Origin of the sequence: Mesorhizobium sp. M0410 (assembly GCF_040321435.1) — a bacterium.
Taxonomy (GTDB): domain Bacteria; phylum Pseudomonadota; class Alphaproteobacteria; order Rhizobiales; family Rhizobiaceae; genus Mesorhizobium.
Genome location: NZ_JAMYRN010000004.1, coordinates 216,889 through 231,123 on the forward strand (window position 1 = coordinate 216,889; position 14,235 = coordinate 231,123).

The 14,235-nt window shown below is 61.8% G+C and carries 17 protein-coding genes; 12 read left to right on the plus strand and 5 right to left on the minus strand.

All coding sequences use genetic code 11. The annotated features are described in order from the left end of the window. Positions 1–38 precede the first annotated feature (38 nt). Both NKI63_RS07080 and NKI63_RS07085 read left to right on the plus strand, forming a co-directional pair. The gene (locus NKI63_RS07080) at positions 39–767 is read left to right on the plus strand and encodes a glycosyltransferase family 2 protein (RefSeq protein WP_352477338.1); all 729 of its coding nucleotides are present in this window, start codon (positions 39–41) and stop codon (positions 765–767) included. After that, entirely contained in the window at positions 760–1,092 is a 333-nt protein-coding gene (locus tag NKI63_RS07085; protein ID WP_023674681.1) for a lipid-A-disaccharide synthase N-terminal domain-containing protein, read from the plus strand. The genes NKI63_RS07080 and NKI63_RS07085 overlap by 8 nt, the downstream gene beginning before the upstream one ends. A 40-nt stretch (positions 1,093–1,132) precedes the next feature. Here the strand turns inward: NKI63_RS07085 and NKI63_RS07090 are convergent, their stop codons facing one another. Next, positions 1,133–1,801, minus strand: coding sequence for an FMN-binding negative transcriptional regulator (locus NKI63_RS07090; protein WP_352703043.1), 669 nt, complete (start codon positions 1,799–1,801; stop codon positions 1,133–1,135). Between the two features lie 6 nt (positions 1,802–1,807). Continuing rightward, entirely contained in the window at positions 1,808–2,482 is a 675-nt protein-coding gene (locus NKI63_RS07095; protein ID WP_023674683.1) for an alpha/beta hydrolase, read from the minus strand. Positions 2,483–2,736: 254 nt separating this feature from the next. Here NKI63_RS07095 and NKI63_RS07100 point away from each other — a divergent pair, with 254 nt between their 5' ends. The 7 genes from NKI63_RS07100 (at position 2,737) to NKI63_RS07130 (ending at position 9,780) form a co-directional block, all read left to right on the plus strand. After that, a complete protein-coding gene (locus tag NKI63_RS07100) occupies positions 2,737–3,915 on the plus strand; it encodes a cysteine desulfurase family protein (protein ID WP_352506448.1) in 1,179 nt (392 codons plus the stop codon). Between the two features lie 187 nt (positions 3,916–4,102). Further along, positions 4,103–5,620, plus strand: coding sequence for a Fe-S cluster assembly protein SufB (gene sufB, locus NKI63_RS07105; RefSeq protein ID WP_352506447.1), 1,518 nt, complete (start codon positions 4,103–4,105; stop codon positions 5,618–5,620). A gap of 19 nt (positions 5,621–5,639) precedes the next feature. Beyond that, positions 5,640–5,906, plus strand: coding sequence for a hypothetical protein (locus tag NKI63_RS07110; protein WP_352820843.1), 267 nt, complete (start codon positions 5,640–5,642; stop codon positions 5,904–5,906). Then, the gene (gene sufC, locus NKI63_RS07115; RefSeq protein ID WP_352506445.1) at positions 5,906–6,661 is read left to right on the plus strand and encodes a Fe-S cluster assembly ATPase SufC; all 756 of its coding nucleotides are present in this window, start codon (positions 5,906–5,908) and stop codon (positions 6,659–6,661) included. The genes NKI63_RS07110 and sufC overlap by 1 nt, the downstream gene beginning before the upstream one ends. A 25-nt stretch (positions 6,662–6,686) precedes the next feature. Beyond that, a complete protein-coding gene (gene sufD / locus NKI63_RS07120) occupies positions 6,687–7,958 on the plus strand; it encodes a Fe-S cluster assembly protein SufD (protein ID WP_352820846.1) in 1,272 nt (423 codons plus the stop codon). Positions 7,959–8,137: 179 nt separating this feature from the next. Further along, positions 8,138–9,379, plus strand: a complete 1,242-nt coding sequence (locus NKI63_RS07125; protein WP_352506443.1) for a cysteine desulfurase — start codon at positions 8,138–8,140, stop codon at positions 9,377–9,379. 5 nt (positions 9,380–9,384) lie between these two features. Further along, on the plus strand, positions 9,385–9,780 hold the full coding sequence (locus NKI63_RS07130) for an SUF system Fe-S cluster assembly protein (RefSeq protein ID WP_352458424.1): 396 nt from the start codon (positions 9,385–9,387) through the stop codon (positions 9,778–9,780). Here NKI63_RS07130 and NKI63_RS07135 read toward each other — a convergent pair. After that, on the minus strand, positions 9,704–10,315 hold the full coding sequence (locus tag NKI63_RS07135) for an STM3941 family protein (RefSeq protein ID WP_352506442.1): 612 nt from the start codon (positions 10,313–10,315) through the stop codon (positions 9,704–9,706). The two genes, NKI63_RS07130 and NKI63_RS07135, sit on opposite strands and share 77 nt — an antisense overlap. Positions 10,316–10,447: 132 nt before the next feature. On the opposite strand from NKI63_RS07135, the gene sufA reads away from it, so the two are divergent. Continuing rightward, complete coding sequence (gene sufA / locus NKI63_RS07140; protein ID WP_006206001.1) at positions 10,448–10,828, plus strand: Fe-S cluster assembly scaffold SufA; 381 nt, start codon at positions 10,448–10,450, stop codon at positions 10,826–10,828. Between the two features lie 35 nt (positions 10,829–10,863). Here sufA and NKI63_RS07145 read toward each other — a convergent pair whose 3' ends face one another. After that, complete coding sequence (locus NKI63_RS07145) at positions 10,864–11,361, minus strand: GFA family protein (RefSeq protein ID WP_352506441.1); 498 nt, start codon at positions 11,359–11,361, stop codon at positions 10,864–10,866. A gap of 91 nt (positions 11,362–11,452) precedes the next feature. On the opposite strand from NKI63_RS07145, the gene NKI63_RS07150 reads away from it, so the two are divergent. Continuing rightward, on the plus strand, positions 11,453–11,776 hold the full coding sequence (locus NKI63_RS07150; RefSeq protein WP_352506440.1) for a TfoX/Sxy family protein: 324 nt from the start codon (positions 11,453–11,455) through the stop codon (positions 11,774–11,776). Between the two features lie 34 nt (positions 11,777–11,810). Here the strand turns inward: NKI63_RS07150 and NKI63_RS07155 are convergent, their stop codons facing one another. Then, on the minus strand, positions 11,811–12,743 hold the full coding sequence (locus tag NKI63_RS07155) for a PfkB family carbohydrate kinase (RefSeq protein ID WP_352506439.1): 933 nt from the start codon (positions 12,741–12,743) through the stop codon (positions 11,811–11,813). Positions 12,744–13,020: 277 nt separating this feature from the next. On the opposite strand from NKI63_RS07155, the gene recA reads away from it, so the two are divergent. Beyond that, on the plus strand, positions 13,021–14,118 hold the full coding sequence (gene recA / locus NKI63_RS07160) for a recombinase RecA (RefSeq protein WP_023674696.1): 1,098 nt from the start codon (positions 13,021–13,023) through the stop codon (positions 14,116–14,118). Positions 14,119–14,235: the final 117 nt, after the last annotated feature.

Consider the following 14,235-nt stretch of genomic DNA (forward strand, 5'->3'; position numbering starts at 1 on the left):
GGCATCGATCGAATGCCATATCCTGTGACAGAGTCGAGATGCCGGAGATATCCATCGTCATTCCTTGCCGGAACGAGGCGGCGAACCTGCCGCTTCTGCTCGACGAGATCGGCACTGCCATGGCCGGGCGGGACTTCGAGGTCATCGTCGTCGACGATGGCTCGACAGACGATACGCCTTCGGTGCTTGCAGCAGAGGCAGCGCTTCGCCGGTTTCCGCTGCGCCATCTCAGGCATGAAAAATCCGCCGGACAGTCGCTCTCGGTGCGCTCAGGCGCCTGGGCGGCGCGGGGCGATATAGTCGCCACCATTGACGGCGACGGTCAGAACGACCCCGGTTATATCCCAGTGTTGATCGACGCGCTGCGGCAGGCTGGTCCCGAAGTCGGGGCCGCGCAGGGACAGCGTCTGAAGCGCCGCGACAGCAAGATCAAGCAACTGGCGTCGCGTTTCGCCAACGGGCTGAGAAAAGCCATCCTGCACGACGAGACGCGGGATACCGGCTGCGGCCTCAAGGCGATTCACACCGACATTTTGCGGAAATTGCCCTTCTTCGACGGCACCCATCGCTTTGTTCCAGCGCTGGTCATCCAGGAGGGCTACCGCGTCGTCCATTGCGATGTCGTCGACCGCTCCCGCCGTCACGGCAAATCGAATTACGGCATCTTCGATCGCGGCCTTCAGGGCGTGCTCGATCTTGCCGGCGTCTGGTGGCTGCGCCGCAGGCGCCGCAGAATGCCCAAAGTAGAGGAAATCAGGCATGGGTAACGTGCTTCAGGAATTGGCGACCTGGCTTCACGATGTTTTCGTCAAGCAATTCGATGCCTGGGTGCTGCTCGGCTTCGTCGCCCAGTTCTTCTTCACCATGCGCTTTCTGGTGCAGTGGGTGGCGTCGGAAAAAGCCAAGCGCAGCGTCGTGCCGATTGCCTTCTGGTTCTTTTCGCTGTTCGGCGGCGGCCTGCTGCTGATCTACGCCATCCAGCGTCAGGATCCGGTGTTCATCGCCGGCCAGGCCATGGGCCTGTTGATCTATATCCGCAATCTCTGGCTGATCGCCAACGAGCGCAAGGCGGCGATGACCAAGGTCGATTGAGCCCGCCACCGGCCTGAACCGGTCGAGCAAGCAAGCAAGACTACTTGCCGTCCAGCCCGCCGTAGGACCTTACCAACTGGACCATGTCGGCCGAGTTGGCGGTCTCGCTCTCGAGCCCCTCGGCGACACCGACGCGGTCGCCGGCCGGGCGGTTCTGGCTGACTTTCCACTTGCCGCTGATTTCGGTGATTTCGATTTCCAGGCCGACGATGCCCTTGATCTGTGACTGGATGAAGGGTGCCGGCGCGTCGGTCACCGCCCACGGCGCCGGGCGGCTGCCCTCCTGCGACATCGTCAGATCGGAAATCTGCTCGGCCAGCCAATCCTGGTCTTCGATCACCGTGACGATGCCGCGCACCTGGACGATGGCGTAGTTCCAGGTCGGCACCACCTTGCCGGTTTCACGCTTGGTCTCGTACCAGGACGGCGTCACATAGGCGTCGGCGCCCTGGAAGACGACCAGCACCGGCACCAGGGGATTGTCGGCCAAAAGCCGCCATTGCGGATTGGCCTTGGCCAGATGGGCGCGCAGCCTGCCGTTCGGCGGCACATCCGCGTTGAGCAGGGAGGGCGCGTCTAGAAGAAAGGGAATTGCGTTGGCGATCGGCCCCTCGGTGCCGTTCGACACCAGCAGGCCAAGCGGATGCGCCCGGATCAGCCCGTGCAGGACGTCCGGCCGTGTTTCCTGGAAGTGAGGCGGTTGGTACATCGCCGATTATCTCAGCCGCTTCGGCCGTGGGTCGGACAGTTCCCCGGCCAGCCGGCGGTCAAGGTAGTCCGCGCATTCCTCGATCAGAAGCTCCGCATGGTTGGCAAAGAAATGGTTAGCGCCGGGCAAGGTCTTCTGGGTGATGGTAATGCCTTTTTGCGTGTGCAGCTTGTCGACCAGGCCCTGCACGTCCTTGGGTGGCGCGACCTTGTCGGCGTCGCCGTGGATGATCAGGCCGGACGACGGGCATGGCGCCAGGAACGAGAAATCATAGGTATTGGGCTGGGGCGCGACCGAGATAAAGCCCTCGATCTCCGGCCGGCGCATAAGAAGCTGCATGCCGATCCACGAGCCGAACGAATAGCCGGCAACCCAGCAACTCTTCGAATCGGGATGCAGCGACTGCACCCAGTCGAGCGCCGCCGCGGCGTCGGACAACTCGCCGGTGCCGTGGTCGAACTCTCCCTGGCTGCGGCCGATGCCGCGGAAATTGAAGCGCAGCGTGGTGAAATTGCGCTTCTGGAACATGTAGAAGAGGTCGTAGACGATCTTGTTGTTCATCGTGCCGCCGAACTGGGGGTGCGGGTGCAGGACGATGGCAATCGGCGCGCTCTTTTCCTTCGAGGGCTGATAGCGACCCTCCAGACGGCCGGCCGGACCGGTGAAAATGACCTCAGGCATGAAATACTCCACTTGGCATAAATTGCGCGGCGCCCGGAACAACTTTTCCTCTGGCCCCAGTTTTCCCTAGGCCTTGACGCAGGGCGAGCGTCTTTCTAGAAGCTAGTTTAGAATTGTTCAAAACTGGGCGGCCAAAACTGTGGCTCGGCCACCCGCGCCGCAAGCCGCGTAAATAGGACGTCTTGCCTTGCAATTTCAAGGAAATAACGCGCTATCTTCGCGGAACGGCTTTTGAAGGGACCAGTTGGACGGAAATGGCCGGAGCACGCGCCTATCTCGACTACAATGCCAGCGCGCCGCTGCTTGCCGCCGCGCGCGCGGCGGTGGTCGCCGCGCTCGACGTCGCCGCCAACCCGTCCTCCGTCCATGCCGAGGGCCGCGCTGCGCGGCGGCTGATCGAGGATGCCAGGCGCAATGTGGCGCGACTGGCCAACGCCAGGGCCGAGCATGTCGTATTCACCTCCGGCGCGACGGAAGCGGCCTCGACGCTGCTGACGCCGGACTGGCAGATGGGGCGCGGTGCTGTCCGTATGAGCCGGCTCTATGTGTCCGAGGCCGATCATCCTTGCCTGCTGAACGGCGGGCGTTTCCCAGCGGCGCAGGTGATACGGATCGGCGTCGACGCCGACGGCGTCGTCAGGCTCGACGTTTTGGCCGAGGCTCTCGCCCAGCATGACAAGGCCGAAGGCTTACCGCTGGTGGCCATCCACGCTGCCAACAATGAAACCGGCGTAATCCAGCCGGTCGGCCGCATCGCCGAAATCGTCAAGGCGGCGGGTGGCATCCTGGTCGTCGATGCCGTGCAGGCAGCCGGCCGCATTCCGCTCGATATATCAGAGGCTTACGCGGACTATTTTATTCTCTCGTCGCACAAGATCGGCGGCCCCAAGGGCGTCGGCGCCATTGTCGCGGCGTCGGACCTGATGATGCCAAAACCGCTGGTCAGCGGCGGCGGCCAGGAAAAGGGCCATCGGGGCGGCACCGAAAACCTGGCGGCGATTGCCGGGTTTGGTGCGGCCGCTAGCGAAGCGTCTGCCGGCTTGCAAACGATCGAAGCGGTGCGGCAGCGTCGCGACGAAATCGAGGCGATCGTTAAAACGCTTGTTCCGGACGCCGAAATCTTCGGGACCGGCGCTGCAAGGCTTGCCAATACCACATTCTTCGCTATTCCCGGCATCAAGGCCGAGACGGCGCAGATCGCCTTCGACCTTGCCGGTGTGGCGCTGTCGGCCGGATCGGCCTGTTCGTCGGGCAAAGTCGGGCCGAGTCACGTGCTGAAAGCCATGGGTTACGGCGATAGCGTTGGCGCGTTGCGTGTGTCCATCGGCCACGCGACCAGCGCCAAGGATATCGAGCTGTTTCGCGCGGCGCTGGCGACGATCGTTGCACGGCAAGCCGGTAGGGAAAAGGTGAACAGGGAAAAGGCCGCCTGAGCGCGGCGAAGGAATATTTGGGCCTTGTGGCCTGGTAGAGCCGTGCGTTCGAATTTGGCCGGGTGAATTTCCGGCATGAACGCACTATATGAAACTTACGCCGCCGCGGGTGCTCAAGGGTGCTCGTTCGCGGTGCCATAGTTTGAAAACTGCCGGGCCTTGACCCCGGCGTGGATGGAGAACGCTGATGCCTGCTGTGCAGGAGACGATCGATCGAGTTCGAAAGATCGATGTCGACCAGTATAAATACGGATTCCAGACCGAAATCGCGATGGACAAGGCCCCCAAGGGCCTGAGTGAAGACATTATCCGCTTCATTTCGGCCAAGAAGGACGAGCCGTCCTGGATGCTGGAATGGCGCCTGGAAGCCTATCGCCGCTGGCTGACGCTGGACGAGCCGAAATGGGCGCGCGTCCACTATCCCAAAATCGATTTCCAGGACATTTATTATTACGCGGCGCCCAAGAGCACGCCCGGCCCGACTTCGCTCAGCGAGGTCGATCCCGAACTGCTGAAGGTCTACGAGAAGCTCGGCATTCCGCTCAGGGAACAGGAAATCCTCGCCGGCGTGCAGAAGACCGATGCGTCGGAGCTCGAGGAAGCCAGCGACAACGTCTACAAGTCGGGCCGCGTCGCCGTCGATGCGGTGTTCGATTCCGTCTCCGTCGTCACCACTTTCAAGAAGGAGCTGGCGCAGGCCGGCGTCATCTTCTGCTCGATCTCGGAAGCCATCCGCGAGCATCCGGAGCTGGTGAAGAAGTATCTCGGCTCGGTCGTGCCGACCTCCGACAATTTCTACGCGACGCTGAATTCGGCCGTGTTCACCGACGGCTCCTTCGTCTTCGTGCCCAGGGGCGTGCGCTGCCCGATGGAACTGTCGACTTATTTCCGCATGAACGAGAAGAATACCGGCCAGTTCGAGCGCACGCTGATCATCGCTGAGGAGGGGGCTTACGTCTCTTACCTCGAAGGCTGCACGGCGCCGCAACGCGACGAGAACCAGCTTCATGCCGCGGTGGTCGAGCTGATCGCGCTCGATGACGCCGAAATCAAATATTCGACGGTGCAGAACTGGTATCCCGGCGACGCCGAAGGCAAGGGCGGCATCTATAATTTCGTCACCAAGCGCGGCGACTGCCGCGGCCATCGCTCGAAGATTTCGTGGACACAGGTCGAGACCGGTTCGGCCATCACCTGGAAATATCCGAGCTGCATCCTGCGCGGCGACGATTCTAGTGGCGAGTTCTATTCGATCGCCGTCTCCAACGGCTATCAGCAGGTCGACAGCGGCACCAAGATGATCCATCTCGGCAAGAACACGTCGAGCCGCATCATCTCCAAGGGCATTGCCGCCGGCTTCTCGCAGAACACCTATCGCGGCCAGGTCTCGGCGCACCGCAAGGCGACCAACGCCCGCAACTTCACCAATTGCGATTCCCTGCTGATCGGCGATCAGTGCGGCGCACACACCGTGCCCTACATGGAAGCCAAGAATTCGACCGCGCAGTTCGAGCACGAGGCGACCACTTCGAAGATTTCAGAGGACCAGAAGTTCTACGTCATGCAGCGCGGCATCCCGGAAGAAGAGGCGATTGCGCTGATCGTCAACGGCTTCGTCAAGGACGTCATCCAGCAACTGCCGATGGAATTCGCGGTCGAAGCGCAGAAGCTGATCGGGATTAGTCTTGAGGGGAGTGTTGGGTGAGTTAACTGGAACGGCGATCATGGATTTGTTCAAGCGGATGGAAGGCTTGATATTTGCCGTTCTGATGCTCTTGCTGACATTGGCTGTTGGTGGTGCTGTGATGGCGTTGATAGGCGCAGTGTTTGGCTTGAGTTCGACAAAAACTATTGGTGGTTCGATTGCAGGCTTAAGCGCGGCTGGGTTTTTTGGCTGGATGTTGGTCACCAGCAAGTTTGTACGCGCTTTTCGAGCTTTTAGAAAAGTTCCGTCGCAGGCCGGGCACCGCGAACAAGAAAGTGGAAAATAATGCTTGAAATCAGAAACCTCCATGCCCGTATCGTCGATGACGGCACCGAGATCATCCGCGGCCTGAATCTTTCGGTGAAGGCCGGTGAGGTCGCCGCCATCATGGGGCCGAACGGCTCGGGGAAATCGACGCTGTCCTATATCCTCGCCGGCCGCGAGGACTATGAGGTCACCGAGGGCGACATCCTCTACAACGGCCAGTCGATCCTTGAAATGGATCCGGCCGAGCGCGCTACCGCCGGCATCTTTCTCGCCTTCCAGTATCCGATGGAGATACCGGGCGTGGCGACGATGGAATTCCTGAAAGTGGCGATGAACGAGCAGCGCAAGGCGCGCGGCCAGGAGCCGCTAAAAATCCCGGAATTCCTCAAGCGCGTGAAGGACGCGGCGGCCTCGCTCAACATGGATATGGCGATGCTGAAGCGGCCGCTCAATGTTGGCTTCTCCGGCGGCGAGAAGAAGCGTGCCGAGATCCTGCAGATGAAGCTGCTCGAGCCAAAGCTCTGCGTGCTCGACGAGACCGATTCCGGTCTCGATATCGACGCGCTGAAGATCGTCGCGGACGGCGTCAACACGCTGCGCTCGCCGGACCGGGCCATCGTCGTCATCACCCATTACCAGCGCCTGCTCCAATACATCGTGCCGGATACGGTGCACGTGCTCTACAGGGGACAGGTCATCAAATCGGGCGACAAGTCGCTGGCGCTCGATCTCGAGGCCAATGGCTATGCAGGCGTGATCGGGCAAGCCGCGTGAGATGCCGGAAGGCAGGACGAAACTGATGAATATGCACACGACAACACCCCAGCGAACATTAGCCGAAACGGCGCTGATCGACGCCTTTGGCGAGCGGCTGTCGCTGCTGCCCGGTGACGGCGCGGTGATGCTGAAGCGCGACGACGCCATCGAGGCGATCAAGAGCGGCCTGCCGACGCGGCGCATCGAATCCTGGCACTATACGGACCTGCGCCGGCTGCTGACCTCGGTGCCGGACTTCGATCCGGCAGCGGTTGCGAAAGCCATTGCGCCGATCGTCGAAGGCTCCTCGGTTTTGCCGGTGCTGAACGGCGTTTCGAGCGCCAAGCTCGCTAGCATCGAGGGCGTTGTCGTGCAGCGCCTGTCGGAGAAGCTGACCGACGGCAGCGCAGCACCTGGGCTCGATTCTTATGGCAGCGACGACGCCATCGGCGCGCTCAACACCGCCTTTGTCGCCGACGGCTATTTCGTCGACATCGCCGACGGCGCCCAACTGGAAAAGCCGCTTGAGCTGCAGAATCTGCAGGCCGGTGGACAGACGCATGTACGCCTGGCCGTCCGTGTCGGTGCCGGCGCCAACGCTGTCATCGTCGAACGCCAGGCGGGCGAGGGGGCGGCGCTGGTCAGTTCGGTCAGCCAGCTTGTGCTTGGCGAGGGCGCCGAAGTGACATGGCTTGTCGTGCAGGAGCAGCCGGATACGGCGACGCATCTCGCCCAGTTCAAGGCGCATCTCGGCAAGAATTCGAAGCTGACGCTGTTCGTCATGAATGCCGGCGGCAGACTGGTGCGCCAAGAGGTCGTTGTGAAGACGACCGGCGAGGGCGCCGAATTCACGCTGCGCGGCATCAATCTGCTCGCCGGCGACACCCATACCGACGTCACCATGGTGCTCGACCACGCCGTGCCGCATACCGCATCGACCGAAGTCATCCGCAATGTGGTGACCGGCAAGGCGCGCGGCGTCTTCCAGGGCCGCATCAACGTCCACCAATATGCGCAGAAGACCAACGCCAAGATGGCCTGCAACACGCTGCTTCTGTCGGACGACGGCGAGTTCTCGACCAAGCCGGAACTCGAAATCTTCGCCGACGACGTCGTCTGCGGCCATGGCGCGACCGTCACCGAGATCGACCACAGCCATCTGTTTTACCTGATGGCGCGCGGCGTCGACGAGAAGACCGCGCGCGGCTTGCTGGTCAAGGCCTTCGTCGCCGAAGTGATCGAGGAACTGGACGACGAGGCCATCGTCGAGGCGCTGGAACGTCGGCTCGACGATTGGTTTTTGACGCACGGGTAGAGGTGACTGAGGGGTTGGTGCCAACACCCCTCATCCGTCGCCTTCGGCGCCACCTTCTCCCACAAGGGGAGAAGGAGAGGCGCTCTTCCTTCTCCCCTTGTGGGAGAAGGTGGCCGAGCGAAGCTCGGTCGGATGAGGGGTGCTGGACGGAATGAGGCGATGCCTCGAGAGAGCTTGTGATGGACCAGAAAGTCGAAAACATCCCCTACGACGTCGAGGCGATCCGCCGCGACTTCCCGATCCTGTCGCGGCAAGTTTACGGCAAACCTCTGGTCTATCTCGACAATGGCGCCTCGGCGCAGAAGCCGCAGGCCGTGCTCGACGCTATCCAGCACGCCTATTCCCAGGAATATGCCAACGTCCACCGCGGCCTGCATTTCCTGTCCAATGCTGCGACCGACGCCTATGAGAAGGCGCGCGAGACGGTGCGCCGTTTCCTCAACGCACCGAGCACCGACAACATCGTCTTCACCTCGAACACCACGGCGGCGATCAACACGGTTGCCTATGGTTTCGGCATGCCCAATATCGGCGAAGGCGACGAGATCGTGCTCTCGATCATGGAGCACCATTCCAACATCGTGCCGTGGCATTTCATCCGCGAACGGCAGGGCGCGAAACTGGTCTGGGTGCCGGTCGACGATCTCGGCGTCTTCCACATCGAGGAATTCGAGAAGCGGCTGACCGACCGCACAAAACTGGTTGCTATCACACATATGTCGAACGCGCTGGGCACGGTGACGCCGATCAAGGAGATCGTGCGCATCGCCCATGCCCGCGGCATTCCGGTGCTGGTCGACGGCAGCCAAAGCGCCGTGCACATGCCGATCGACGTGCAGGACCTCGACTGCGACTTTTTCGTCTTCACCGGCCACAAGGTTTATGGCCCGTCGGGCATCGGCGTGCTCTACGGCAAGAAGGATATTCTGGAGCGCATGCGCCCGTTCATGGGCGGCGGCGAGATGATCGAGGAGGTGACGCAAGACATCGTCACCTACAACGACCCGCCGCACCGTTTCGAGGCCGGCACGCCGCCGATCGTGCAGGCGATCGGGCTTGGTGCTGCGCTGGAATACATGGAAAAGATCGGCCGTGAGCGCATCGCAGCGCACGAGGCCGATTTGAAGGACTATGCGCATCAGCGGCTGCGCGCCATCAACTCGCTGCGCATCTTCGGCGATGCGCCCGGCAAGGGCGCCATCATCTCGTTCGAGCTGCAGGGCATTCACGCCCATGACGTGTCGATGGTTATCGACCGGCAGGGCGTGGCGGTCCGCGCCGGCACGCATTGCGCCCAACCGCTGTTGAAACGCTTCGGCGTAACATCCACATGCAGGGCATCGTTCGGCATGTATAATACCAGGGCCGAAGTCGACGCTTTGGCCGATGCGCTGGAAAAGGCGCGAAAGTTCTTCGGGTGACGATCATGGATGATGCCAGCCACACCGCCGAAAGCACGGCACTGGATATGACCACCAATGCGGCGGTTTCCGGGTCAACGATTCCTGCCGACGAACTGGCGCGGCTGACCGACGACATCGTCTCGGCGCTGAAGACGGTCTATGACCCCGAAATCCCGGCCGACATCTACGAACTTGGCCTTGTCTACAAGATCGACATCGAGGACGACCGCTCGGTCAAGATCGACATGACGCTGACCGCACCCGGCTGCCCGGTGGCCGGCGAAATGCCGGGTTGGGTGGAAAATGCCGTCGGCGCCGTCGAAGGCGTTTCCGGTGTCGAGGTCAACATGACCTTCGACCCGCCCTGGTCGCCCGACCGCATGTCGGAAGAGGCACAGGTGGCGGTGGGCTGGTATTGAGATCAGTCGACCTTGCACCGTATGCTTTGGCATAAGCCGTGATCGCTGAGAACAGCTCGTCAAACTTGACGTCGTGGTCTCCCGTGCCAATACACATCGCGTCTAAACCCATCGCTCTATTGGGTCCCCGACTCCAGCGCGCCATTTTGGTCAAAGATGGGCTCTGCCAGACGCTCTCTAGGACTTCTACCAAAAGGAACTTTTGTCGCCGGTAACTCCGCTCAGAAATGTGCTTCACGACACTCCATGGAATGAACTCTGCTGACAGGCGGACGTCCCAAAAGCCCTTAGGCGACAAAACTAGCGTCGGCCGTTTCAAATCGAAAAGACGCACCACAGCGATCACAAAAGTGCCGGTGAACAATATAGCCGTTATCCAACCGAGAAATTGCTTGAAGCTACCTGGAGCGATATTCGGCACTAGGCGCCATCCAAGCGCAATGCCTAAAGTTGTCATCGCTACCGATATAACAGCCAGCAGGCCGAGCCGAGCAGGAGATGACCGAAATTCAACTGTTTGATTGGTGTCAAGCATTTAGCCTCTCGCCATACTTCGATTGTCGCCAACTGAAATTACATCCAAATTGGTTGCAGTAAGCAGAAAACTTCACCATCTTAGGTAAGAATGATCCGCAGGCCTTGAACCCGCGTGAAAGTGGAGAACGATATGGGACGCTTCGCCGTCATCACCATGACCGAAAAGGCCGCCGACCGGGTCCGCGAGATCGTCGCGACCCGCGAGAACGCGCATGGCATCCGCCTGGGCATCAAGAAGGGTGGCTGCGCCGGCATGGAATATACCGTCGATCTGGTGACCGAACCCAACACCAAGGACGACCACATCGAGCGCGACGGCGCCCACGTCTATGTCGCGCCGGAGGCAGCGCTTTTCCTGTTCGGCACCGAGATGGATTTCGAGCAGACGACGCTGCGCACCGGCTTCACCTTCCGCAACCCGAACCAGAGCTCGGCCTGCGGCTGCGGCGAATCGGTCGAACTGAAGCCGGCCGATTTGAAGGCCTTGGCTGAAGCGCGCGCTTCCGCCTGATCTTTCCTTCTCCTCCGTTCACGGGGAGAAGGGACCTAATCCACCCACATTCCTGTTCGTTTGTGCCAGTCGGCAATTGATTCTTCCGGGTAGACGTCGAAGACCTTGTCCCTTTTGCCGATCTCCGGCTCGACCCAGTTCGCCTTGTATTTCAGCATAAGATGCACCTTCTCCGGCGGCTTTGGCAGGTCTGTGTCGATCGCCGAGGCGAAGGGATGCACCAGCTCCGGCCAGGTTGGGTCGTAGAGCCAGAGCGCCGTCCCGCATTTCGTGCAGAAGTTCCGCTCGCCCGTCGAGGTTTCGCGGTGCGGGTGCTCGTCGTCCTCGATCTCGGCGCGATAGACACCGAGATGGCGCTTGCCATGGATTTTCAGCGTCTCGTAATCGGCGCCGAGATTGATGGCGAAACCGCCGCCGCCCTGCTGCTTGCGGCAGATCGAGCAATAGCACAGCATGAACGGCACGGGCGTGTGGCTTTCCACCTCGAAACGCACGGCATTGCACCGGCAAGATCCTTTGAGCAGAAGCGGCATGAAAAACTCCGACGAAATTTGATTCTGAACTTGTCAGGATGGTGCCGGTTACGTCGATGACAAGGGGAAATCCGGGTGACATGATCGCCGCATGGACAACGAGCGCATAGAAGAGCTTTTCGAAGGCCTCGGCCCGGTCAGCATCCGCAGGATGTTCGGCGGCAAGGGCATCTATTTCGACGGCGTCATCGTCGCCATCGTCGTCCGTGGCGAACTGATGCTGAAGGCGGACGCCGAAAGCGCGCCGGATTTCGAAGCGGCCGGGTGCCGGCAATGGACCTACACCGACTCGCGCCACGGCAAGCTCGTGTCTATGCCCTATTGGAGCGTTCCCGACAGCGCTTTCGACGATCCAGACGAGATGGCGATCTGGGCGCGGCGTGCCTACGAGGCAGGACGGCGCGCCGGCAAATAGGCTGCGTCATGCTTCGGCAATTCCGGGCCGCATTTCACGCCAGTTCCCGCGCCTCGGGCACGAGCGCCAGCGCCTCGGCAAAGCTGGCGCTGGTGAAGGCGGCGCGCTCGACGGCGAGCGCCGCGGCGGCAATGCCTTCGCGCAGTGCCGCGCGCAGCGTCAGGCCGCGCAGCAGGGCAGCGATCGTGGCGCCTGCCAATGCGTCGCCGGCGCCGGCAACGTCGGTCCGTTTTTGTAGCGGCCGTGGCGAGATCGAGAACGCGCCGGTTTGGTCGAAACCGAGCACCGGACCGTCGCCGTCGGTGACCACGCCGCTTTTCAGGCCGGCGCGTCTCAGGCCGTCGATGACGCCTTGATCGTCAGCATCGATGTCAACGCCGGCGATCACGCCGGCCTCGTGCCGGTTCATGAAGGCCAGCGCTAGAAGTCCGAGCACCGGCGTCAGCCGCGCCGCTCTGTTGGGCGAGACGGCAAGCGCAAACACCGCCTTGCCGGCGGCGAGTGCCGCCATCCGCTCCAGCGCGGTCGACGGCAGGTTGGCGTCGCACAGGATCGCATCGGCCGAACCGATAGCTTCGCGCACCTTGGCGCGGCGAATTTGCTTGGGAAGCGCCAGCTCGTAGAGCACCATGTCGGCAAGGCCGGCGATCAGTCCGCCATCGCTATCGATCAGCATCGTATGGCTTGGCGTTGCCCGGTCGAGGAACACCGCCGACAGGTCGGCAATGCCGGCCTCGGTGACGGCGCGCAAGACCGTGTCGCCAAGGGCATCGCCGCCGCGCACCGAAAGCAGCGAGGCCGAGGCGCCGCGTCGCACCGCCCAGCGCAAGGCGTTGAAGACGGCGCCGCCAACATGCTCGCGCATCGTGCCGGGGTTCAAGGCGGCTGGCACGAAGGCGCCGGCAACCCGGCCGCGCCGCTCGATATAGGCGCCGCCCACGGCCAGGATCGTCGGGGAGTTCATCATGCCGGCAAAATGCCCTTTGCTGTTGCGCGGGAGGAGACTAGGTCGCTGGGCGGAACCCTGCAATCGCGGGTGCGATTCGGTTGGTGACGGCAGCGGCGCCGCATGCGAGGCGGGAGGCATTGGGAAGCAAATTTACGAAACAAAAATAGAACAAATATGGATATCCGTTATTTTTCAAATCCTTGCCGCTCATTGACAAATGAGAACAAACGAGGTACATTCTTTTAAGGATTGCGGGATTGTCCGGCCTCCATTGACGACCACGGGGTGATGTATCATGGCTCAGAATTCTTTGCGGCTTGTAGAGGACAAAGCGGTGGACAAATCAAAGGCTCTGGATGCGGCGCTGTCGCAAATCGAGCGTGCCTTCGGCAAAGGCTCGATCATGCGGCTCGGCGCAAACGAGCAGGTCGTCGAGATCGAAACAGTGCCGACCGGCTCGCTTGGGCTGGACATCGCGCTTGGCGTCGGTGGCCTGCCGCGCGGCCGCATCGTCGAGATCTACGGGCCGGAAAGCTCGGGCAAGACGACGCTGGCGCTGCACACGGTGGCCGAAGCCCAGAAGAAGGGCGGCATCTGCGCCTTCGTCGATGCCGAGCACGCGCTCGACCCGGTCTATGCCCGCAAGCTCGGCGTCGATCTCGAAAACCTATTGATCTCGCAGCCCGATACCGGCGAGCAGGCGCTGGAGATCTGCGACACGCTGGTGCGCTCCGGCGCCATCGACGTGCTGGTGGTCGATTCGGTGGCGGCGCTGACGCCGCGGGCGGAAATCGAAGGCGAGATGGGCGATTCGCTGCCCGGCCTGCAGGCGCGCCTGATGAGCCAGGCACTGCGCAAGCTCACCGCCTCGATCTCGCGCTCCAACACCATGGTCATCTTCATCAACCAGATCCGCATGAAGATCGGCGTCATGTTCGGGTCGCCCGAGACGACGACCGGCGGCAATGCGCTGAAATTCTATGCTTCGGTCCGCCTCGACATCCGCCGCATCGGCTCGGTCAAGGATCGCGACGAGGTCGTCGGCAACCAGACCCGCGTCAAGGTGGTCAAGAACAAGCTGGCGCCGCCCTTCAAGGTGGTCGAGTTCGACATCATGTATGGCGAGGGCGTCTCCAAGACCGGCGAGCTGGTCGATCTCGGCGTCAAGGCCGGCGTGGTCGAAAAGTCGGGCGCCTGGTTCTCCTACAATTCGCAGCGTCTTGGCCAGGGCCGCGAAAACGCAAAACTGTTCCTGCGCGATAATCCCGACACGGCGCGCGAGATCGAGCTGGCGCTGCGACAGAATGCCGGGCTGATCGCCGAGAAATTCCTTGAAAACGGCGGCTCCGAAAGCAGCGACGACGGTTTCGAGGACGACGCTGGGGTGATGTAGGGCAGGCGACGCCTCGCGGAGCCTCAGCCGGGTTTCGATTTGATGTTTTGATTTTGAGTTTGCGTAATCGATGCGTTTCGAACCGCCGGCCCCGTGCCGGCGGTTTGCGTTTGACGG